At 72.5% G+C, this 20039-nt stretch carries 13 protein-coding genes and 1 riboswitch; of the genes, 7 read left to right on the top strand and 6 right to left on the bottom strand.

The genetic code is table 11. The features are described from left to right. Positions 1 to 65 precede the first annotated feature (65 nt). Positions 66 to 419 (top strand): hypothetical protein, encoded by a 354-nt coding sequence (locus tag ACWCQS_RS02430; RefSeq protein WP_451002743.1) that lies wholly within the window; start codon positions 66 to 68, stop codon positions 417 to 419. A 3-nt stretch (positions 420 to 422) separates the two neighbouring features. Here ACWCQS_RS02430 and ACWCQS_RS02425 read toward each other — a convergent pair whose 3' ends face one another. Beyond that, entirely contained in the window at positions 423 to 1388 is a 966-nt protein-coding gene (locus tag ACWCQS_RS02425; protein WP_451002742.1) for a tellurite resistance/C4-dicarboxylate transporter family protein, read from the bottom strand. 411 nt (positions 1389 to 1799) lie between these two features. Next, a complete protein-coding gene (locus ACWCQS_RS02420) occupies positions 1800 to 2981 on the bottom strand; it encodes an NlpC/P60 family protein (RefSeq protein WP_451002741.1) in 1182 nt (393 codons plus the stop codon). A gap of 29 nt (positions 2982 to 3010) precedes the next feature. Beyond that, positions 3011 to 3116: riboswitch (cyclic di-AMP (ydaO/yuaA leader) on the bottom strand. A 305-nt stretch (positions 3117 to 3421) separates the two neighbouring features. Here ACWCQS_RS02420 and pcrA point away from each other — a divergent pair. Continuing rightward, positions 3422 to 5905, top strand: a complete 2484-nt coding sequence (gene pcrA / locus ACWCQS_RS02415; RefSeq protein WP_451002740.1) for a DNA helicase PcrA — start codon at positions 3422 to 3424, stop codon at positions 5903 to 5905. A gap of 41 nt (positions 5906 to 5946) precedes the next feature. On the opposite strand, the gene ACWCQS_RS02410 is transcribed toward pcrA, so the two are convergent. Both ACWCQS_RS02410 and ACWCQS_RS02405 read right to left on the bottom strand, forming a co-directional pair. Beyond that, entirely contained in the window at positions 5947 to 7470 is a 1524-nt protein-coding gene (locus ACWCQS_RS02410; protein ID WP_451002739.1) for a peptidoglycan DD-metalloendopeptidase family protein, read from the bottom strand. 222 nt (positions 7471 to 7692) lie between these two features. Further along, complete coding sequence (locus ACWCQS_RS02405; RefSeq protein ID WP_451002738.1) at positions 7693 to 8544, bottom strand: esterase/lipase family protein; 852 nt, start codon at positions 8542 to 8544, stop codon at positions 7693 to 7695. A 225-nt stretch (positions 8545 to 8769) separates the two neighbouring features. On the opposite strand from ACWCQS_RS02405, the gene ACWCQS_RS02400 reads away from it, so the two are divergent. Beyond that, positions 8770 to 9192 (top strand): cobalamin B12-binding domain-containing protein, encoded by a 423-nt coding sequence (locus tag ACWCQS_RS02400; RefSeq protein WP_171153566.1) that lies wholly within the window; start codon positions 8770 to 8772, stop codon positions 9190 to 9192. A 126-nt stretch (positions 9193 to 9318) separates the two neighbouring features. Here the strand turns inward: ACWCQS_RS02400 and ACWCQS_RS02395 are convergent, their stop codons facing one another. Both ACWCQS_RS02395 and ACWCQS_RS02390 read right to left on the bottom strand, forming a co-directional pair. After that, positions 9319 to 10974 (bottom strand): DUF5691 domain-containing protein, encoded by a 1656-nt coding sequence (locus ACWCQS_RS02395; RefSeq protein WP_451002737.1) that lies wholly within the window; start codon positions 10972 to 10974, stop codon positions 9319 to 9321. A 331-nt stretch (positions 10975 to 11305) separates the two neighbouring features. Beyond that, complete coding sequence (locus tag ACWCQS_RS02390; protein WP_451002736.1) at positions 11306 to 12658, bottom strand: SWIM zinc finger family protein; 1353 nt, start codon at positions 12656 to 12658, stop codon at positions 11306 to 11308. 360 nt (positions 12659 to 13018) lie between these two features. On the opposite strand from ACWCQS_RS02390, the gene ACWCQS_RS02385 reads away from it, so the two are divergent. The 4 genes from ACWCQS_RS02385 (at position 13019) to ACWCQS_RS02370 (ending at position 19995) form a co-directional block, all read left to right on the top strand. After that, a complete protein-coding gene (locus tag ACWCQS_RS02385) occupies positions 13019 to 14263 on the top strand; it encodes an IS110 family transposase (protein ID WP_451002735.1) in 1245 nt (414 codons plus the stop codon). A gap of 172 nt (positions 14264 to 14435) precedes the next feature. Then, positions 14436 to 15599, top strand: coding sequence for an ATP-binding protein (locus ACWCQS_RS02380; RefSeq protein WP_451002734.1), 1164 nt, complete (start codon positions 14436 to 14438; stop codon positions 15597 to 15599). Next, positions 15596 to 18820, top strand: coding sequence for a DUF5682 family protein (locus tag ACWCQS_RS02375; protein ID WP_451002733.1), 3225 nt, complete (start codon positions 15596 to 15598; stop codon positions 18818 to 18820). Before ACWCQS_RS02380 ends, ACWCQS_RS02375 begins: the two co-directional genes overlap by 4 nt. Next, positions 18817 to 19995: a VWA domain-containing protein gene (locus ACWCQS_RS02370; RefSeq protein ID WP_451002732.1), complete on the top strand. Its 1179-nt coding sequence runs from the start codon at positions 18817 to 18819 to the stop codon at positions 19993 to 19995. Before ACWCQS_RS02375 ends, ACWCQS_RS02370 begins: the two co-directional genes overlap by 4 nt. The last annotated feature ends 44 nt before the right edge of the window (positions 19996 to 20039 follow it).

The raw sequence follows: 20039 nt of genomic DNA, 5'->3' as shown, positions 1-20039 counted from the left end.
CGCCGACCGCTGTGTCCGGGGCCGGTGGCAGGAGGCCCCGGGTCCCCTGGTTAGGCTCCGGGCCCATGGACGCACTCATCCATCTCTTCGTCGGCCTGCACATCATCGGCATCGCCGCGCTGCTCGGCGGTTTCCTCACCCAGATGAAGGCGATGGGCCAGGGCACGGCCCGGTTCGTGCCCGCGATGCTGCACGGCGCGCTGACCATGCTGGTCACCGGCGTGGTCCTGGTCGGCCTCAACCAGGCCGACGACCACCACGTCAACACCATCAAGATCGGCATCAAGCTGGCGCTGCTGATCGTGATCCTCGGGCTGGTCTATGTGAAGCGCGACGAGGAGAAGATCGACAAGGGCGTGTTCGGGGTGGTCGGTCTGCTGACCATGGCGAACATCTTCATCGCCGTCCTGTGGACCTGACGGTCATCCGTCCCTGCCGCCGGCGCGGGCCGCGAGCACCGCACTGGCGGCGACCGCGAGCCACACCGCCACCGCCGCCCACAGCAGCACCCGCCCCGGCCAGGTGAGCCACGGGACGCCGAAGACGGTCGCGACGGACAGCGTCGCCACCGCCGTCATCCCCATCGGGAACACGGTCGCCCAGCGCAGTGCGTGGTAGCCGGGCCGGGGCCGGGCCGCCTCGGCGGCCAGCAGGACGACGTAGCAGACCAGATCCAGCACGAGCAGTGCGACCGTCGCGGTGCGCAGCACGCCGCGGTCGTCGGCGTTCCACAGGTACATGCCCGAGTCCCCGGCGATGAGCAGGTTTCCCCCGGCCAGCGCCGAGATCGCGAGCGCACCGCCCGCGATCCAGTGGTCGCCCGCCCCCTCCAGCACCTGCCGTGCGTCGAAGTGGGCCAGCGCCAGGCCGTAGAGCACCAGGCCGAGCCAGAACAGCACCAGGGCGGTGTGCGCGAGCCACGCCGTGCGCCCGGCCGTGGACAGCGTGGCGGCCAGTACGGCGAGCCCCTCTGTGGCCACACAACACAGGAACACCGCCCCCGGCATGCGCGGCCTCCAGCGCCGTACGACCAGGACCAGCAGGACCGGCCAGAGCACCGCCGCGAGCGCCAGCAGCGCCTCGGCCAGGGCCCGCAGGCCCAGCGCCGAGATCCGGGTGCCGAGCACCGTGGTCGCGGCGACGGAGGTGAGCGCGCCCGGACTCTCCGCCTCGGTCGCCCAGCGCTGCCGCTCGCCGACCAGCCGCAGCAGGAACTCGGCGGCCAGCGCGGCCCAGGCGACGCACGCCAGCGCCAGCACCGCCTGGGAGAGCGTCTCGTCGCCGGTCATGTGCAGCCCCACCGACAGGATGCCGGTCGCCATCACGGCGGCCCCGGCCGCGGGAGACCGCCCCGCCCACCACATGCGCAGACCTGAGATGCCGGGCATGCGCCCGATGCTAGGGAGCCGCGGGGGTCCCGCCCGGAAGGGCACGCGCGTGTGGACAGCAAAAACGCCGGTACGCGCGGCGGACCGGAAGAAGCCGGCGCCGGGTTCGTGACGCAGGAAGCCGGTGGCGCGTGGACGCAGGAAGGTCGATGGCGCGTGGACGGAGGAACAGTCGGCACGCGGCGCGCGTGGACGCAGGAAGGCCGGCACGTGGCGCGCATCGACGGAGGAACGGCCGCACGCGCGCGTGGGCGGGAAAACGCCCGTACGCGCGCATCGGCACGCGCTCGGCCGACGCACGCCCGGAGGCCTCGAGGCGAGGCCCCAAGACGTCGGCACATGCGCGCGTGGTCCGGCGATTCGACGGCACACGCGCGTGGAGCGGGGCGCGCCCGTGCCCGGGGTGGGTGGTCAGCCCGGGCGGACCACGCTGTGGATGATCGACTCGCCGCCGTAGTAGATCGACTCCTCGCGGACGTACGCGCCCGGCTTCGGGGCGTGGATCATCATGCCGTTGCCTATGTAGACGCCGACGTGGCTGATGTCGTCGTAGAAGAAGATCAGGTCGCCCGGCCGCGCGTCGGCGAGCGAGACCGTGGTGCCCGCGTTGACCTGGTCGTACGTGGTGCGCGGGAGGGTGACGCCGGCGGCCTTCCAGGCGGCCTGGGTGAGGCCCGAGCAGTCGTAGGAGTCCGGCCCGGTGGCGCCCCACACGTACGGCTTGCCGATCTGCGCGCGGGCGAAGGCGATCGCCTTCTGGGCCTTCGTGTCGTACGAGCTGGACGTGGTGGTGGACCCCGTCGAGCCGGAGCCCGTCGAACCCGATCCGGAGCCGGACCCCGTGGAGGTGGACGACGACGAGGACGAGTCGGCCTGCTGCTGAGCCGCCTGCTGCTTCGCCAGCTCGGCCGCCTTGCGCGCCGCCTCCTGCTCCTTCTGCCGCTCGATGGCGGCCAGCCGCGCCTTCTCCTGCGCCGTCAGCTGCGACAGCAGCTCGCGCGCCGAGGCCAGCTTCTTCTGCACGGTGGCCTTGGCGGTCTGCAGGTCGTGCTGCGAGTCGCTCAGCGTCTGCAGGCTCTCCGCGGCCTCCCGCCGCTTCTTCATGGTCGCGGCCTGCTCGCCGATGTAGTCGTCGACCGCGCTCTTCTCCCGCGAGGTCAGCCGGTTCATCAGCTGGGTCTGGTCGAAGTAGTCCTGCGGGTCGTTCGCCAGCAGGAAGGTGGCCGTGTCCGGAGCGGCGGCGCCGGTGCGGTACTGGGCCGCGGCGAAGGAGCCCAGCTCCTCACGGGCCTTGTTGAGGCGTGCGGTGCGCCGGGCGACGTCGTCGCGCAGGGCGTCGACGCGGCCGCGCTGTTTGCCGGTCCGCTCCTTGGCCGCGTTGTACTTCTGGGTCGCCGACTCCGCCTGGCGGTAGAGATCGTCGACCTTCTTCTCGACCTCCTCCAGGCTCGGCTTGGCGCGATCGGTACTCGGGGCGGCCTCCGCGGTCTGCGAGAGCACGGCCATGGAGGTGAGGGCGGCGGTGGCGAGGGCGGGAGCGCGAAGGCCGGTTCCGATGGTCCCGCCGGGGCGCGGCTTGCGGTGCGACGCCAAGAGAGGCGACTCCTTCCAGTGGGCCGCCTACCGGGTTAGCTGTCGGGTTCGGGCGGTGGTTCGGAAGGGTTGCCCTACGGCGGCGTCCCGGGTGGGAGCCGGCCGATTCACCCCAAAGGTCGGTGGGTCCCCGGCTCCGGGCGCCCTGCGGGGCACGCCGGACTCGGCGGGGGCCGCGCGGCCCGGCGAGGTTCGCCGGTAGGGGTCGTGCGGCCCGAACGCACGCTAGCCAACTCGTGTGACCCCTGTGAAGGTTGGTGCGTGATATGTCCGATACATTTTCGTGACCTGAGTCAGGTTTCGCTTCTGTGTCATCGGGTGGTTCCCCTGTGTGAGCAGGGCGCGGGCCCTTCGGCGGTGAAGATCAACTCCTTTCCGGACCGGTCGTGTTCCGGGGACGGCGACCGGTTGTCGGTGGGGCGCCCTAGACTCGTAGAGCGATGAGCAGCCTCTTTGACGACAGCTTCCTGGCGGACCTCCAGGCCCCTCGCGGGCGCGAGGAGGAGCCCCCGCCGCCGCCCGAGGACGATCATGCTCCGGAGCCGCTTCCGGACGATCTGTTCGGCGGGAAGTTCGACGTGCCACCGGACCGGGACGCGTACTACCGCGACGGCGCCCCGCGTCCCGCCCTCGACGCGGCGGCGCTCCTGGAGGGGCTGAACGACAACCAGCGCGCCGCGGTAGTGCACGCCGGCTCCCCGCTGCTCATCGTCGCCGGCGCCGGCTCCGGCAAGACCCGTGTGCTCACCCACCGCATCGCCCACCTGCTCGCCGAGCGGCATGTGCACCCGGGCCAGATCCTCGCGATCACCTTCACCAACAAAGCCGCGGGCGAGATGAAGGAGCGCGTCGAGCACCTCGTCGGCCCGCGCGCGAACGCGATGTGGGTGATGACCTTCCACAGCGCGTGCGTGCGCATCCTGCGCCGGGAGAGCAAGAAGCTCGGCTTCACCTCCAGCTTCTCCATCTACGACGCCGCCGACAGCAAGCGACTGATGGCCCTGGTCTGCCGCGACCTGGACCTCGACCCCAAGCGCTTCCCGCCGAAGTCGTTCAGCGCGAAGATCAGCAACCTGAAGAACGAGCTGATCGACGAGGAGGACTTCGCCGCCCAGGCCACCGACGGCTTCGAGAAGACCCTCGCCCAGGCCTATGCGCTCTACCAGTCGCGCCTGCGCGAGGCCAACGCGCTCGACTTCGACGACCTGATCATGACGACGGTCAACCTGCTGCGCGCCTTCCCGGACGTCGCCGAGCACTACCGCCGCCGCTTCCGGCATGTCCTCGTCGACGAGTACCAGGACACCAACCACGCCCAGTACGCGCTCGTGCGTGAACTCGTCGGCACCGGCGAACACGGCGAGGACACCCCGCCGAGCGAGCACGACCTCCCGCCCGCCGAACTGTGCGTCGTGGGTGACGCGGACCAGTCGATCTACGCCTTCCGGGGCGCGACGATCCGCAACATCCTCCAGTTCGAGGAGGACTACCCGAACGCGACGACGATCCTGCTGGAGCAGAACTACCGCTCCACACAGACCATCCTGTCCGCCGCCAACGCGGTCATCGAGCGCAACGAGTCCCGCCGTCCGAAGAACCTGTGGACCAACGCCGGCCAGGGCGCGCGGATCACCGGTTACGTCGCCGACACCGAGCACGACGAGGCCCAGTTCGTCGCCGACGAGATAGACCGTCTGGTCGACGCGCGCGAGGCCAGGACGGGCGATGTCGCCGTCTTCTACCGCACCAACGCCCAGTCCCGTGTCTTCGAAGAGGTCTTCATCCGTGTCGGCCTGCCCTACAAGGTCGTCGGCGGGGTCCGCTTCTACGAGCGCAAGGAGGTCCGGGACGTCCTGGCCTATCTGCGCGTGCTCGCCAACCCCGAGGACTCGGTGCCGCTGCGCCGCATCCTCAACGTGCCCAAGCGGGGCATCGGCGAGCGCGCGGAGGCGATGATCGACGCTCTCTCCCAGCGCGAGAAGATCAGTTTCCCGCAGGCGCTCAAGCGCGTGGACGAGGCGTACGGCATGGCCGCGCGCTCCACCAACGCCGTCAAGCGGTTCAACACGCTGATGGAGGACCTGCGCACCATCGTCGAGTCCGGTGCGGGCCCCGCGACCGTCCTGGAGGCGGTGCTCGAGCGCACCGGCTATCTGGCCGAGTTGCAGGCCTCCACCGACCCGCAGGACGAGACCCGCATCGAGAACCTCCAGGAACTCGCGGCGGTGGCCCTGGAGTTCGAGCAGGAGCGCGGGGAGGGCGAACAGGGCACGTTGGCCGACTTCCTGGAGCAGGTGGCGCTGGTCGCCGACTCCGACCAGATCCCCGACGAGGACGAGGAAGGCTCCGGCGTCATCACCCTGATGACCCTGCACACCGCCAAGGGCCTGGAGTTCCCGGTCGTCTTCCTGACCGGCATGGAGGACGGCGTCTTCCCGCACATGCGCGCCCTCGGCCAGACCAAGGAGCTGGAGGAGGAGCGGCGCCTGGCCTACGTCGGTATCACACGCGCGCGGGAGCGGCTCTACCTCACGCGGTCGGCGATGCGCAGCGCCTGGGGCCAGCCGTCGTACAACCCGCCCTCCCGCTTCCTGGAGGAGATCCCGGCCACCCATGTGGACTGGAAGCGGACGGGAGCGGCGGCGCAGGTGTCCTCCGGCCCGGCCTCCGGGATCGCGGCCTCGCTGTCCTCGACCCGCTCGCGTTCCTCGGCATCAGGCGCGTCCGGGTTCGCCACGCGGCGCACCACGGAGAAGCCGGTGGTAGCCCTCGCCGTCGGGGACCGGGTCACCCACGACCAGTTCGGGCTCGGCACGGTCGTCGCCGTGAAGGGCACGGGCGGGAACGCGGAGGCGACGATCGACTTCGGCGACGCCAAGCCGAAGCGACTGCTGCTGCGGTACGCGCCGGTGGAGAAGCTGTAGGGGAGAGGCCGTAGGGGGTCTGGGGCGAAAGCCCCCGGGCTCTACGTCGGGTCGAGCCCGTGGCTCCGCAGCCACGGCAGCGGGTCTATGGCCGCCCCGCCCGCGGGCCGCACCTCGAAGTGCAGGTGAGGGCCGGTGGAGTTGCCGGAGTTGCCGGAGTAGGCGATCGGCTGGCCGGCCTTGACGGACGTCCCGGAGGCGACGCGGTAGCTGGACAGATGGCAGTACCAGGTCTGCGTGCCGTCCTTCGCCGTCACGATCATCATGTTGCCGTAGGCGCTGTTCCACTTGGTGGAGACGACGCCGTCGGTCGCGGCCATCACCGTGGTGCCGTACGACACCGGGAAGTCGATGCCCGTGTGCACGGACATCCAGTTCACCCCGGCCTGGCCGAAGTAGGCGCTGAGCCCCTTCTGCGTGACCGGCAGCACGAACTTGGGGCGCAGCCGCTCCTTGAGCGCGGCAGCCGCGGCGGCCTTCTTCTGCTCCAGTTCCTGCTGGTTCTTGAGGTCGATCCGCTCCTGCGTCCGGCTCGCCCGGTCGGCGAAGTCATGGGCGCCCGCGGACAGGGTCTTGAGCTGGGTGTCCAGCTTGCTGTTGGCGACCGAGGCCTTGACCGCGTGCGTGTCCGAGGCGGAGGCCGTGGTGTCGTGTCCGTTGTCCGTCAGCGCGCCGACCGAGGCGGCGGCGATCCCGGCGACGCCCATCACACAGACCGAGGGGACGGCGATGGTCAGCAGCGCGGAGCGCTTCGCGGTCGTGCGCCGGCGGGAGCGCGCGGCGCTGCGCGAGCCGGCGCGGGGCGCCGGCGCGATGTCCTCCTGGTCGTCCAGCAGCTCGGCGGCGGGCTGTTCACCCGCGGTGCCCGACCCGCCGTCCCCGACCTGCTGTTCGTCGAAGGCGGTGTCCTCGTAGGGGACCTCGTCGTAGGGGACCTCGTCCTCGTACGGGGTCTGCCCGTACGGAACCTGCGGGAAGGCCCCGGTCGCCTGCGGGTCGCCGACCTGGTCGAAGGTGGCGGTGGCCTGCTGGCCGAACGGTTCGGCAGGTTGCTCGGCCTCCGCCGGCGCGGCCTGGCCGCCGGAATTCCACTGTGTGGCGTCGAAGGTGCCCGACTCGAAGGTCTGGGTGCCCCACGCCCACTGCTGGGTCGGTTGGGCGATCCCGGACTGGTCGGGCTGCAGCCAGGCGCTCGCGTCCCACTGGCCGCTGATGTCGTTGCCCGTCGCCTGGGCGGGGATCGTCCAGGCGGTGGAGTCGTAGACGCCGGAGTCGTAGGCGGCGTGGTGCTGGGCCGCGTACGGGTCGTAGTTCGGGGTCTGGCCGGTCTGCCACTGCGTGCTGTCGTACGCGCCGGTGCTCTGCTCGCCGGGCAGGCTGCCGAAGAGCGGGTCCGCGGCGAAGGTGCCGGTGCCGTCCGGAAAACCGGTGGCCTCGTAGCCGCCGTACGTGGTGAAGTCGCCGTAGGGGGCTCCATGCGTCCCGTACGGCGCGTAGTGCGCGGCGGAGGCGTCTGAAGCCGGGGCCGGGGTGGTCATGGTCCCCGACGGGTGACGGTCGTTCACCAACTTCTCTTTCGCCTCGACAACAGGGGCTGCCAGAGCAGTGCGGTGACTGTACCCGCCGGTACCTGGACGCGACAATCTTCGGCTGGTTTCGCGCCCGCCGGAAACGGGCATTCGGCGGCGTTTCGGGGGGCCCAGGACACGAGTTTGGCCGAGAGTTCGATTGGTGTTCGATGTATGGTGACTGTTCGTCACCTGTGCGTCACTCCGACGCCGGACAGATCACGCCACCGTGAGACCGTCGGCGACCCGGTCCCCGGGGTGCGGGGAGTCGAGGGCCTCGCGTATCCCGGCCGCGACGGCGGGGTGCACGGGCAGGGCGAGATGTCCGATGCCGGTCACCCGGACGTTCTGCGCGTCGAGGTCGGGGTGCTCCAGGCAGGCCGTCTCCAGCGGCACCATCACGGAGTCCAGGTCGCTCCAGAAGCTGACGAACCGGGTACGGCAGCCGGGCGCGGGCCGGGCCAGCTCCTCGATCACCCCCGAACCGGGCCGCATCTGGCGCACGATGGGATGGGCGTTGGCCAAAGGTGCCGCACTGGTCCCCGAGTGAGGTGTACCCAGCGTGACGAGGATGCGCACCCGCAGGTCACCGCCCAGACACTGCACGTAATAGCGGGCGATGAGCCCGCCGAGGCTGTGCCCCACGATGTCGACCTGGTCGCTGCCGGTGCGCTCGCAGATCTCCTCGACGTGCCGGCCGAGCAACTCGGCGGCGGCGCGGATGTCGCAGGTCAGCGGGGAGTAGTTGAGCGATACGACCTGCTGCCCGCCGTGCTGGGCGAGGTTGCGGCGCAGCAGCAGGAACACCGAGCGGTTGTCGATGAAACCGTGCAGCAGCACCACCGGCGGGCCGGAGCGGACCGGCAGCCGGGCGGTGCCGTCGCCGGCGGGCAGGAAAGGGGCGCGGCGCTCCTGGGTGAGGCCGGTCGGATACAGCAGGAGATGGCAGGCCAGGATCGCGGCCTCGAGGGCGGTCGCCTTCAGCAGCGCCACGGAGATTCCGGCGAGTCTGCCGGGCCACAGGCGCCGGCAGAACGGGAGAAAGAGCGGCAGTACCCCGGTGACCTTCATTGGCCGACCTCCTGTCGGCACACCGGAGGACGGCTCGATCCCCCGTGTGCCCTCATGTCCCACCATGTGATTTCCCCCTCGCCGCGCACCGTAAAACTGCCGGTTGCGGGATGCTGGAGATAACGTTCGTTCACTTCACGACGGGTGGCGGAACGCGCCAAAAGTGCGGTACTTGTCGTTACGGACGGAAGCGATCGCTTCCGTGGTCGTTTGATGGAGGCAGTGATGGGTGTGGCAGCGGGTCCGATCCGCGTGGTGGTCGCCAAGCCGGGGCTCGACGGCCACGATCGAGGAGCCAAGGTCATCGCGCGTGCCCTGCGCGACGCCGGTATGGAAGTCATCTACACGGGGCTCCACCAGACGCCGGAACAGATCGTGGACACCGCCATCCAGGAGGACGCCGACGCGATCGGCCTGTCCATCCTCTCCGGCGCGCACAACACGCTGTTCGCTGCGGTGATCGACCTGCTCAAGGAGCGCGAGGCCGAGGACATCCTCGTCTTCGGCGGTGGCATCATCCCGGACGAGGACATCCCGCCGCTGAAGGAGAAGGGCGTCGCGGAGATCTTCACGCCGGGCGCGACGACCGCGTCGATCGTGGAGTGGGTGCGGGAGAACGTCCGTCAGCCTGCCGCGTCGGGAGGCTGAGCGACCGCGTCCGGCGGTTGGACGACCGTGTCCGGTCGGTCGGGCCGGCGGTTCGGCGAGCGGACGGCCGGTGTCCCTGTGGGCCGCCGCCACCGGAGCCCTGCTTCGGGTCGAACGGCCTCGTCCTCAAGCTCCGGACGGGCTGTGCGGGCTGACCGTGGCCAGTTCCTGCGCCATCTCCGCCCGCAGCCGCAGCGTGGTCACCAGCCGCTGGAACGCCTCAGCCCAGTAGCCTCCGGCTCCCGGCGCGGCGTCCTCCCGTTCGTCGGGTATCGCCAGCAGCGCCTCCAGCCGGGTGACCTCCGCGGGGTCCAGGCAGCGCTCGGCGAGCCCCATCACCCCGCTGAAGCTCCATGGGTAACTGCCCGCGTCCCGCGCGATGTTGAGCGCGTCCACGACCGCCCGGCCCAGTGGCGCGGCCCAGGGCACCGCGCACACCCCGAGCAGTTGGAACGCCTCCGACAGCCCATGTGTGGCGATGAACCCGGCCACCCACGCGGCCCGTTCCGCCGTGTCCAGCGTGGCCAGCAGCTTCGCGCGTTCCGCCAGCGACACCGCGCCCGGTCCGCCGGCCTCCGGCGCCGACGGTGAGCCGAGAAGCGCCCTCGACCACTCGGCGTCCCGCTGCCGCACCGCCGCCCGGCACCAGGCCGCGTGCAGTTCGCCCTGCCAGCCGTCCGTCACCGGCAGGGCCACGATCTGCTCCGCCGTCCGTCCACCGAGCCGTCCGGGCCAGGTGCGGAGCGGGGCTGCCTCCAGCAACTGCCCCAGCCACCATGATCGTTTCCCTCTGCCTGCGGGAGGTGTGGCCACCACACCGTCGCGCTCCATGCCGGAGTCGCACTCGGCCGGCGCCTCCACCACGATCGCCGGCGGGTTCCCCGTGCGGTCGAGCGCCACACATGCCGCGGCCCGTACGGCCATGCGTGCGGCGAGCGCCGAAGCGGGCAGCGCCGACAGCAGTTCGGCCGCCGTCGCCCGCACATTGCGGCTGCGGTCACCCAACGCCTGCTCCAGGAACGGCTCGTCCGCAGCCGACAGGCCGGTGCGCAGCGAGTCGAGGAACATCAGCCGGTCCTCCGCCCGCTCCGTCGGCCAGGTCGACATGAGCAACTCGCGCGCGAGCGCGGGCGTACCCGCGCGCAGCGCGCCCAGCAGGGCGACCCGCTCGGCGAACAGCCCTTCCTGCCACAGCCTGCGCACCGCCTCCCTGTCGCCGGGGTCGGGCAGCGTGGCGCCGCCGCCGGGGGCTGCGCGCAGCGCGAAGCGCCAGTCCGCGTTCAGCCGGGCCAGCCACAGCGCCCGCGGGCCCGCGAACGCCAGCGCCGCCGGGCGCAGGTCCGTACGGCCCCGGGCCGCGTCCAGCAGGGCGGGCAGCGTCTGCGGAGGTGCCGCGTATCCGTGCGCGTTGGCCGCCGCCAGCCACTGCGGGAGCAGTTCCATGAGGTCCGGGGAGCTGCCCCGGCGGCCGCCGCCTCCGCCGCCGGAACGGTCGGCCAGCAGCGTGGTGAGTCTGCGGGCCGCCGCGGCGGGCAGGGCCGGACGCGGATCCTCGGGTGCCGGTTCCGGTCGGCGCGCCGCCCGCGCGGGCCGCAGCCCGGCCCGCCGCCGTACGGTCGCCACGGCGGCCTCGTCGAGCAGCGCCAGGGGTGCCTCCCGGCCGGACCCGGCGTATGCGGCGGGGCGCCGGTCGGTGCCGAGAAGAGCGGTGGTCACCAGGTCTTCCCAGGAGCCTGCCGCGGCCGTGGCGTCCACGTCGGCCGAGGTCGTCGTCCCATTCATCGCGTTCCCTTCCCTGCGCCTGTCCGAGGGGTGCCGGTGACTTCCGGCAGGCCGGCCGGCTCGACGATGCGGCCTGGGCCGGGGGTGGTTGGAGGTGTCGGCGTTGTTCTGGCGGATCGGTTGGCGGTGTCGCTGCGCGCGGGTGCGTCCGAAGGCGCCGGCTCTGTCCTGGCGGATCGGTTGGCGGTGCCTTCTGGGCCGGGTGTGCCTGAAGGCGTCGGCGCGGTTCTGGTGGGTCGGTCGGTGGCATGCGCTCGGCCCGGTGTGCCTGAATGCGCCGCTGGTTCGGCTCGGTGTGCCGGGACGCGCCGGCGTTCTGCCGGCAGATCGGTCAGCACAGGGACACCGCCTCGCCCGTGCCGCCCCAAGCCGTGAGCGGGGTGAAGCCGCGGTGGCCGCACTCGCCGAAGACCTTGACCGGGGCGCCGCCGGACAGGGCGACCAGCCGCCACAGGCCGGGGCGGGAGCGGGCGGCCCGGGCCAGCGGCAGGGCGGAGTCCGTGTCGGCGTCGGCCAACTGCCACTGGTCGCCGTCCGGGACCGGTATCACCCGGTCCAGCGTCACCGGGACGGACTCCAGCCAGGGGTCGTCGCGCAGCGCCTCGCCGTACCGGACCGCCGCCTCGGCCGTGCTCGTGCCCGGTGGGCGGAACGCGGCCGGTGCGGGAGGGGCGAACCGCTCGCCCAGGGCGGACCGGGACTGGCCCGCCCCCGGATAGGCGGACAGCTCCGCGTCCAGGGCCAGCCCGACCGGCAGGGACAGCTCGGGAGCCCGGCCGGCCGCGCCGTAGGACAGCAGCAGCCGGGTGCGGCCCGAGGAGGCACCGTGCAGCCATATACGGCGGGTCGTCAGTTTCGGGTCCACCGTGTCGTATTGGGCGAGGACCAGCCAGCGGTCGCGGAGCGGCGCGCCGTCCGCCGTGGCGGGCAGGCCCAGCCGGGAGCGGACCGTGGCCGCGAGGGCGTCCGGCAGCCGGTCGCGGCGCAGCCAGCCCTGGTCGAGCAGGTGCAGCAGCGCGCACTCCTCCAGCAACCGGGCCGGCCAGCCCGCGCCCGATGCCGGGATCGCCCCCAACTCCCGTACCCGCGCGGCAAGTCCGGGAGCCTGGGCGTCGACCATCCGGGCCGCCGTCTCGTCCCACAGGCCGTACCCCGCCTGCTCGGCCGCGGCCAGGCCGCCGCGCAGCAGGTCCGCGAGGCGCTGCTCAAGCTCCGTCGCACCCGCTGTCACCCGCTCGGCCCGGCGCTCGGTCCGCCGCCGGGCCGCCTCCGGATCGGCGGACCCGCTCCCGGAACTCCCCTCGCTCCGGCCCTGTCTGCTCTCCGTGCGCCTGCGTCGGCCCGCGAGCCACTGCTCGGCCCAGTCCGGCGGCGCCGCGGACGCCGGCACCGAGTCGTCGCCGCCCGCCCAGAGCAGCAGCAGTCCGAGCGCGTGCTTGCACGGGAACTTACGACTCGGACAACTGCACTTGTACGCCGGTCCGGCCGCGTCGGCGAGATCGACCACCGTCTGGTACGGCCTGCTGCCGCTGCCCTTGCACAGCCCCCACACCGTCCCCTCTTTGCTTCCCGCCTCGGACCACGGACCGGCCGTGCCGAGCTTGCCTCCCGCTTTGCGTGACGCGGCGTCAGGCGCCAGTGACAGCACCTGCTCCGCGGTCCAGCGCACCCCCTGCTCAGTCATGTCTCCGAAGGTAGGGCCCGCCACTGACAATCCGTCCGGCGTGGGCGTTTGCACAGGTCAGCGATCCAGCGCACCTTCGGTGCGCGCCGGGGGCGTGGTAAATGCCGTGGCGCGCGCCGAGGTGCTTCCTGTCTGCCCTGACGGGGGTTGATGCCGGTCCGGGACGCTGGTGGGGTTCGTTCCGGCCGAAGCCGATTGCTCTGTGATGCCGGTGAGCTCGCAGGTCAGCGTGGCGCTGAGGGCCGTCCACGGGAACCGTGGAGTGTTGCTGCGAAGCACGGGCGTCAGAATTCCTGTTTCACCCTGGCCCTCCCGGAACGGCGTACCGCTTGGCCGTTCGGTGAGGGAGGGAGCGGGGCCGTGGACGTGCTGCACGAACGCTGCGCCGGTGTGGACATCAGCAAGAAGGACGCCAAGGCGTGTGTCCGCAGCCCGAGTACGAAACGGCGAGGCTCGTTCACCAACGAGACCACGACCTGGGGCTCGACCACGAACGCCGTGCTCGCCCTGCGGGATCATCTGGTCGCTGCCGAGGTCACCCTCGTCGTGATCGAAGCGACCTCGGACTACTGGAAGCCGTTCTACTACCTGCTGGCCGAGGACCTGAACGTGATCCTGGTCAACGCCCGGCAGGTCAAGAACCTGCCCGGCCGCAAGACGGACGTCTCCGACGCCGCCTGGCTGGCCCAGCTCGGCGCACACGGCCTGGTCCGCCCCTCGTTCGTGCCACCCGCACCGGTGCGCGAACTGCGGGACCTGACCCGGGCCCGCACCCAGATGACCCGCGAACGCGGGCAGATCGTCCAGCGGTTGGAGAAGCTGCTGGAGGACACCGGCATCAAACTCGCCGCGGTCGCCTCCGACATCATGGGCGTCTCGGGCCGGGCCATGCTGGAGGCCCTCATCGGCGGGGAACGCGACCCGCAGACGCTGGCGGACCTGGCCAAACGCAAGCTCCGCAACAAGATCCCCGAACTCACCGAGGCCCTGACCGGCCGTTTCCGCGACCACCACGCCTTCCTCACCCGGCTGCACCTGGACCACTACGACCAGCTCACCGACGCCATCGGACAGCTGGACGAACGGATCGAGGAGGCGATGGCCTCCTTTCGTCCCGCCCTCGACCTGCTCGACACCATCCCCGGCATCAACCAGGCCGTCGCCGAAGTGATCATCGCGGAGACCGGCGCCGACATGGCCCGGTTCACCTCCGCGAGGCACCTCGCGTCCTGGGCCGGGGTCTGCCCCGGCCACCACGAGTCCGCCGGCCGCACCAAGAACACCAAGGTCCGCCCCGGGAACCCGTACCTCAAAGGAGCCCTCGGCCTGGCCGCCTTCGGCGCGGTGAGGACCAAGAACACCTACCTGCAGGCCCGCTACAAGCGGCTGACCGCCCGCCGCGGCCCGATGAAGGCCCTGGTCGCCGTCGAGCACTCGATCATCACCGCGATCTGGCACATGCTCACCGACAACGTGCCCTACCACGAGCTCGGCGGCACCTACTTCGCCCAGCGTGACCCCGAACGCGCCACCCGCCGCGCGATCACCGCGCTCAACCAGCTCGGCTACACCGTCACCCTCCACCCGATCGAGGACGCAGCCTGACGCCCAGGGCCCTGGCACCCGGCGACCACCACGGCCACCGGGCACCCAGATCTGCCTCACGCCACCCTGACCTGCACCTATTTACGCGTCAGAGCGATTGTCAGTGGCGTGGTGCACGGTGGATGCCAGATCCGAACCGGCCGAGCTGGAGGGGGCCTCAGCCATGTCAGCCATGTCTGCGTCTGCCACGTCTGCGTCTGCGTCCGTACGACCGACGACCGCCGAACCGACCGACGGCGAGGGCGCGGCCGAGAGCGCACAGGCGTTGCGCCCGCACGCCGAGCACGCCTTCGCCGCCGAACTCGCCGCACTCGCCGCGCAGGACGACCGCCCGCGCCCGGCCCGCTGGAAGCTGTCGCCGTGGGCGGTGGCGACGTACCTGCTCGGCGGCACCCTGCCGGACGGCACCGTGATCACACCCAAGTACGTGGGCCCGCGCCGGATCGTCGAGGTCGCCGTCACCACCCTCGCCACCGACCGCGCCCTGCTCCTGCTCGGTGTGCCCGGCACCGCCAAGACCTGGGTGTCGGAGCACCTGGCGGCCGCCGTCAGCGGGGACTCCACCCTGCTGGTGCAGGGCACCGCCGGCACCCCGGAGGAGGCGATCCGGTACGGCTGGAACTACGCGCAGCTGCTCGCGCACGGACCGAGCCGCGACGCCCTCGTGCCCAGCCCCGTCATGCGCGCCATGGCCGAGGGCATGACGGCCCGGGTGGAGGAGCTGACCCGGATCCCGGCCGACGTGCAGGACACCCTGATCACGATCCTGTCCGAGAAGACCCTGCCCGTCCCGGAGCTGGGCCAGGAGGTCCAGGCGGTCCGCGGGTTCAACCTCATCGCCACCGCCAACGACCGGGACAGAGGGGTCAACGACCTCTCCAGCGCACTGCGTCGCCGCTTCAACACCGTGGTGCTGCCGCTGCCGGAGAGCGCCGACGCCGAGGTCGACATCGTCACCCGCAGGGTCGAGCAGATCGGCCGCTCCCTCGACCTGCCGGCCGCGCCCGACGGCATCGAGGAGATCCGCCGGGTCGTGACCGTCTTCCGCGAGCTGCGCGACGGCATCACCGCCGACGGCCGCACCAAGCTGAAGTCGCCCAGCGGCACGCTGTCCACGGCCGAGGCGATCTCCGTCGTCACGGGCGGCCTCGCCCTGTCCGCGCACTTCGGCGACGGCGTGCTGCGCCCGGGCGACGTCGCCGCGGGCATCCTCGGCGCCGTCGTGCGCGACCCGGCGGCCGACCGGGTCGTCTGGCAGGAGTACCTGGAGACGGTCGTGCGCGAGCGCGAGGGCTGGACGGACTTCTACCGCGCGTGCCGGGAGGTGAGCGCATGACCGACGACACCCGCTGGCCCAGGGCCGACGCCTCCGGACCGCTTCTGCTGGGAGTGCGGCACCACGGCCCGGGCTCCGCCCGCGCGGTGCGCGGCGCCCTGGACGCCGCTCAGCCCGCCGCCGTCCTGATCGAGGGCCCGCCCGAGGCCGACGCGCTGATTCCGCTGGCCGCCGACCCGGACCTGCGCCCCCCGGTGGCCCTGCTCGCCCATGCCGTGGACGAGCCAGGCCGCTCGGCGTTCTGGCCGTTCGCCGAGTTCAGCCCCGAATGGGTGGCGATCCGCTGGGCCCTGGAACACGGCGTCCCCGCCCACTTCATCGACCTGCCGGCCGCGCACACGCTCGCGTGGGCGGGGGAGGCACCTCCTGAGGGGTCCGGAGAGGAGCCGGCCACAGGGACAGATGCCGAGGGGAGTGCGGGAGGCCCGCAGGGTGCCGGTGAGTCCCAGGGGGGCGGCGGGCCGCAGGGCGCCGGTGAGCCTCAGCAGGACGATGGGCCGCCGGGCGCCGGGGGCTCTCGGGACGGCGACGAGGCTCACGACGTCCGCGAGCAGGCCCGGATCGACCCGCTCGCGGTGCTCGCCGAGGCCGCCGGGTACGACGACCCCGAGCGCTGGTGGGAGGACGTGGTCGAGCACCGGGGCCCGGGGGAGCGGGACCCCATCGCCCCCTTCGCCGCGCTGGAGGAGGCGATGGGCGCACTCCGCGAGCGGTACGGCGTCGGCGGGCACTCCCGGGACCTGGTCCGCGAGGCGCACATGCGGCTCCGGCTGCGCGCCGCGCGCAAGGAGTTCGGCGACGAGGTGGCCGTGGTCTGCGGGGCGTGGCATGTGCCCGCGTTGCGCGAGAAGACCACCGTCACCGCCGACCGGTCCCTGCTGAAGGGGCTGCCCAAGGTCAAGGCGGACCTGACCTGGGTGCCCTGGACCCACCGCAGGCTCGCCCGGTCCAGCGGGTACGGCGCGGGCATCGACTCGCCGGGCTGGTACGGCCATCTGTTCCACGCTCCCGACCGCCCGGTCGAGCGGTGGCTGACCAAGGTGGCGCGGCTGCTGCGCGAGGAGGACCGGATCGTGTCCTCCGCCCATGTCATCGAGGCCGTCCGGCTCGCCGAGACCCTGGCGGCACTGCGCGGGCGCCCGCTGCCGGGCTTGAGTGAGACCACCGACGCGGTGCGCGCGGTGATGGGCGAGGGCTCGGACGTGCCGCTGGCCCTGGTGCACGACCGGCTGGTGGTCGGGGACGTTTTGGGAGAGGTGCCGGAGTCGGCGCCGGCGGTGCCGCTCCAGCGCGACCTGGCCCGGCAACAGCGCTCGCTGCGGCTTAAACCCGAGGCTCTGGAGCGCGAACTGGAGCTGGACCTGCGGGGTGACACCGATGCCGGCCGCAGCAGGCTGCTGCACCGGCTCCGGCTGCTCGGCGTCGGCTGGGGCGAGCCCACGCGGTCACGGGGGAGTACGGGCACGTTCCGGGAGACGTGGCGGCTGCGCTGGGAGCCGGAGTTGTCGGTGCGGGTGGCCGAGGCGGGCGTGTGGGGGACGACCGTACTGGGCGCTGCGCAGGCCAGGGCCGAGGCGGACGCGACGGCCGCGCGCACCCTCGCCGATGTCACCGCGCTCGCCGAGCAGTGTCTGCTGGCCGGGCTGCCGGACGCCCTGCCCGTCGTCATGCGGGTCCTCGCCGACCGGGCCGCGCTCGACGCCGACGTGGGCCACCTCGCCCAGGCCCTGCCCGCCCTCGTCCGCTCCCTGCGCTACGGCGACGTGCGCGGCACCGACACCGGCGCGCTGGCCGACGTCGCCGCGGGCCTAGCCGAACGCATCTTCGTCGGCCTGCCCCCGGCGTGCGCCGCGCTCGACACGGACGCGGCGGAGGAGATGCGCGGTCATATGGACGCCGTGCACACGGCGGTGGGGTTGCTGGCGGAGACGGTGGCCGCGGTGGGGGCCGGCGGTGCGGGCGCGGGTTCGGGTGTGGGCGGGCGCGCGGGTGTCGGTGTGGATGCGGGTGGCGGTGCCGGTGGGGGAGCAGGTGCCGTGGGGACCGGCGGCCCCGGCGCGGGTCCCGGTACCGGTGCGGGCGAGCGTGCCGGAGTCGGCGCGGGTGGCGGTGCCGTCCTCCGTGCCGGGCACGGTGATCTGCGCGGCCGTTGGCGGGCGGTGCTGCGGACCTTGTCGTTGCGGGACAGCGTGCCCGGTGTGTTGCGGGGGCGCGCGGTGCGGTTGCTGTTGGACGACGGTGAGTTGGGGGCCGATGAGGCGGCGCGGCTGATGGGGCTCGCGCTGTCGCCGGGGACTCCGCCCGCCGACGCCGCCGCCTGGATCGAGGGCTTCGTCGGCGGCGGAGGCGGACTGCTGCTGGTGCACGACGAGCGGCTGCTCGCTCTGGTGGACAGCTGGCTGACCGGTGTCTCGGCGGAGGCGTTCACGGACGTACTGCCGCTGCTGCGCCGCACGTTCGCAGCATATGAGCCCGGGGTGCGCAGAACGCTGGGCGAACTGGTCCGGCGCGGCCCCGGAGGCGCGGTCGGCCGGGCGGCCCACGCGCCCATGACACCCGGCTTCGCCGCCGAACCGGACCTCCGGCGCGCCGACGCCGTACTGCCGGTGCTGCGCCTGCTGCTCGGCCTGGCCGACCAGGCCGAAGGTGACCCGGCCCGGCGAGCACGGGCCGAGCCCGACCTGGCCGAGTGCGCTCCGGCCCGGCGAGCACCGCGCGAGCGCGCCTTGCCCCAGCGGGAGACCGCCCAGCCTGGACCGACCGTCTGCGATGCCCGGCGGCCGGCCGAGCGCGGGACGGATGGGCAGGAGAAACCCGAGCCGGCGCCGCCCGAGCCGGCGGCCGCCGAGCGGGTCACGACCAGGTGCGGTACGAGCGCGTGCGGCACTACCGGGTGTGACACGACCGCGTGCGGTACGAGCCGGTGCGGCACTAGCGGGTGCGGCACGACTGGGCGCGACACGAGCCGGTGCGGCACTAGCGGGTGCGGCACGACTGGGCGCGACACGAGCGTGTCCGGCACTACCGGCTGCGGCACGCCCGCGTGCGGTACGAGCCGGTGCGGCACTAGCGGGTGCGGCACGACTGGGCGCGACACGAGCGTGTCCGGCACTACCGGTTGTGACACGACCGCGTGCGGTACGAGCCGGTGCGGCTTAAGCGGGTGCGGCACCGGATGGGACGCGACAGAGGACAACAGCCTTGCGGGGGTGGGTGTATGACGAGCGGATCGGTGTCGTTGGAGGTGGAGGACACGGCGCGGGAGCGGTTGCGGCGGTGGCGGCTGGTGCTCGGTGGGGAGCAGGCCGACGGCACCGGGTGTGCGCTGTCCGGGCGGGACGCGGCGATGGACGGGACGCTGGCCGCGCTCTATGGCAAGGCGGACAAGCCGCAGGCGGGACGGGAGCGTTCGGCGGGGTTCGGGGCCTCGGCGCCGTCCGTGGCGCGGTGGCTCGGGGACATCCGCACCTACTTCCCCTCCTCCGTCGTCCAGGTCATGCAGCGCGACGCCATCGACCGGCTCGGCCTCGCCTCCCTGCTGCTGGAGCCGGAGATGCTGGAAGCGATGGAGGCGGACGTGCACCTGGTCGGCACGCTGCTCTCGCTGAACAAGGCGATGCCGGAGACGACGAAGGAGACGGCACGCGCGGTCGTGCGCAAGGTCGTCGAGGACCTGGAGAAGCGGCTCGCGAACCGGACGCGGGCCACGCTCACCGGCGCCCTCGACCGCAGCGCGCGGATCAGCCGCCCGCGCCACCACGACATCGACTGGAACCGCACCATCGCGGCCAACCTCAAGCACTACCTGCCCGAGTACCGCACGGTCGTGCCGGAACGGCTCGTCGGATACGGGCGGGTCGCCCGGTCCGTGAAGAAGGAGGTCATCCTCTGCATCGACCAGTCCGGATCGATGGCCGCGTCCGTGGTCTACGCGTCCGTGTTCGGCGCGGTCCTCGCCTCCATGCGGTCGATCGGCACCCGGCTGGTCGTCTTCGACACGGCGGTGGTCGACCTCACCGACCAGCTGGACGACCCGGTCGACGTCCTCTTCGGCACCCAGCTCGGCGGCGGCACGGACATCAACCGGGCGCTGGCCTACTGCCAGTCACAGATCACCCGGCCGGCCGAGACCGTGGTCGTGCTGATCAGCGATCTCTACGAGGGCGGCATCCGCGCCGAGATGCTCAAGCGGGTGGCGGCGATGAAGGCGTCCGGGGTGCAGTTCGTGGCGCTGCTCGCGCTGTCGGACGAGGGCGCGCCGGCGTACGACCGGGAGCACGCGGCCGCGCTCGCCGCGCTCGGCGCACCGGCCTTCGCCTGCACGCCCGACCTGTTCCCCGAAGTCATGGCCGCCGCACTGGAGAAGCGGCCGCTGCCGATACCGGACACTGTGTGACGCCGACCATGAAAGGAGCAGCAAAGTGGACATGACTACCCATC

Source organism: Streptomyces sp. NPDC002076 (assembly GCF_053593835.1).
This window is presented reverse-complemented; position numbering and strand designations above follow the sequence as displayed.

Coding starts and splice junctions, on each gene's coding strand:
- ACWCQS_RS02425 (WP_451002742.1), bottom strand. CDS start 1,388: ATGCCCGGCATCTCAGGTCTGCGCATGTGGTGGGCGGGGCGGTCTCCC.
- ACWCQS_RS02400 (WP_171153566.1), top strand. CDS start 8,770: ATGGGTGTGGCAGCGGGTCCGATCCGCGTGGTGGTCGCCAAGCCGGGG.
- ACWCQS_RS02380 (WP_451002734.1), top strand. CDS start 14,436: ATGTCTGCGTCTGCCACGTCTGCGTCTGCGTCCGTACGACCGACGACC.
- ACWCQS_RS02375 (WP_451002733.1), top strand. CDS start 15,596: ATGACCGACGACACCCGCTGGCCCAGGGCCGACGCCTCCGGACCGCTT.
- pcrA (WP_451002740.1), top strand. CDS start 3,422: ATGAGCAGCCTCTTTGACGACAGCTTCCTGGCGGACCTCCAGGCCCCT.
- ACWCQS_RS02370 (WP_451002732.1), top strand. CDS start 18,817: ATGACGAGCGGATCGGTGTCGTTGGAGGTGGAGGACACGGCGCGGGAG.
- ACWCQS_RS02430 (WP_451002743.1), top strand. CDS start 66: ATGGACGCACTCATCCATCTCTTCGTCGGCCTGCACATCATCGGCATC.
- ACWCQS_RS02390 (WP_451002736.1), bottom strand. CDS start 12,658: ATGACTGAGCAGGGGGTGCGCTGGACCGCGGAGCAGGTGCTGTCACTG.
- ACWCQS_RS02405 (WP_451002738.1), bottom strand. CDS start 8,544: ATGAAGGTCACCGGGGTACTGCCGCTCTTTCTCCCGTTCTGCCGGCGC.
- ACWCQS_RS02395 (WP_451002737.1), bottom strand. CDS start 10,974: ATGAATGGGACGACGACCTCGGCCGACGTGGACGCCACGGCCGCGGCA.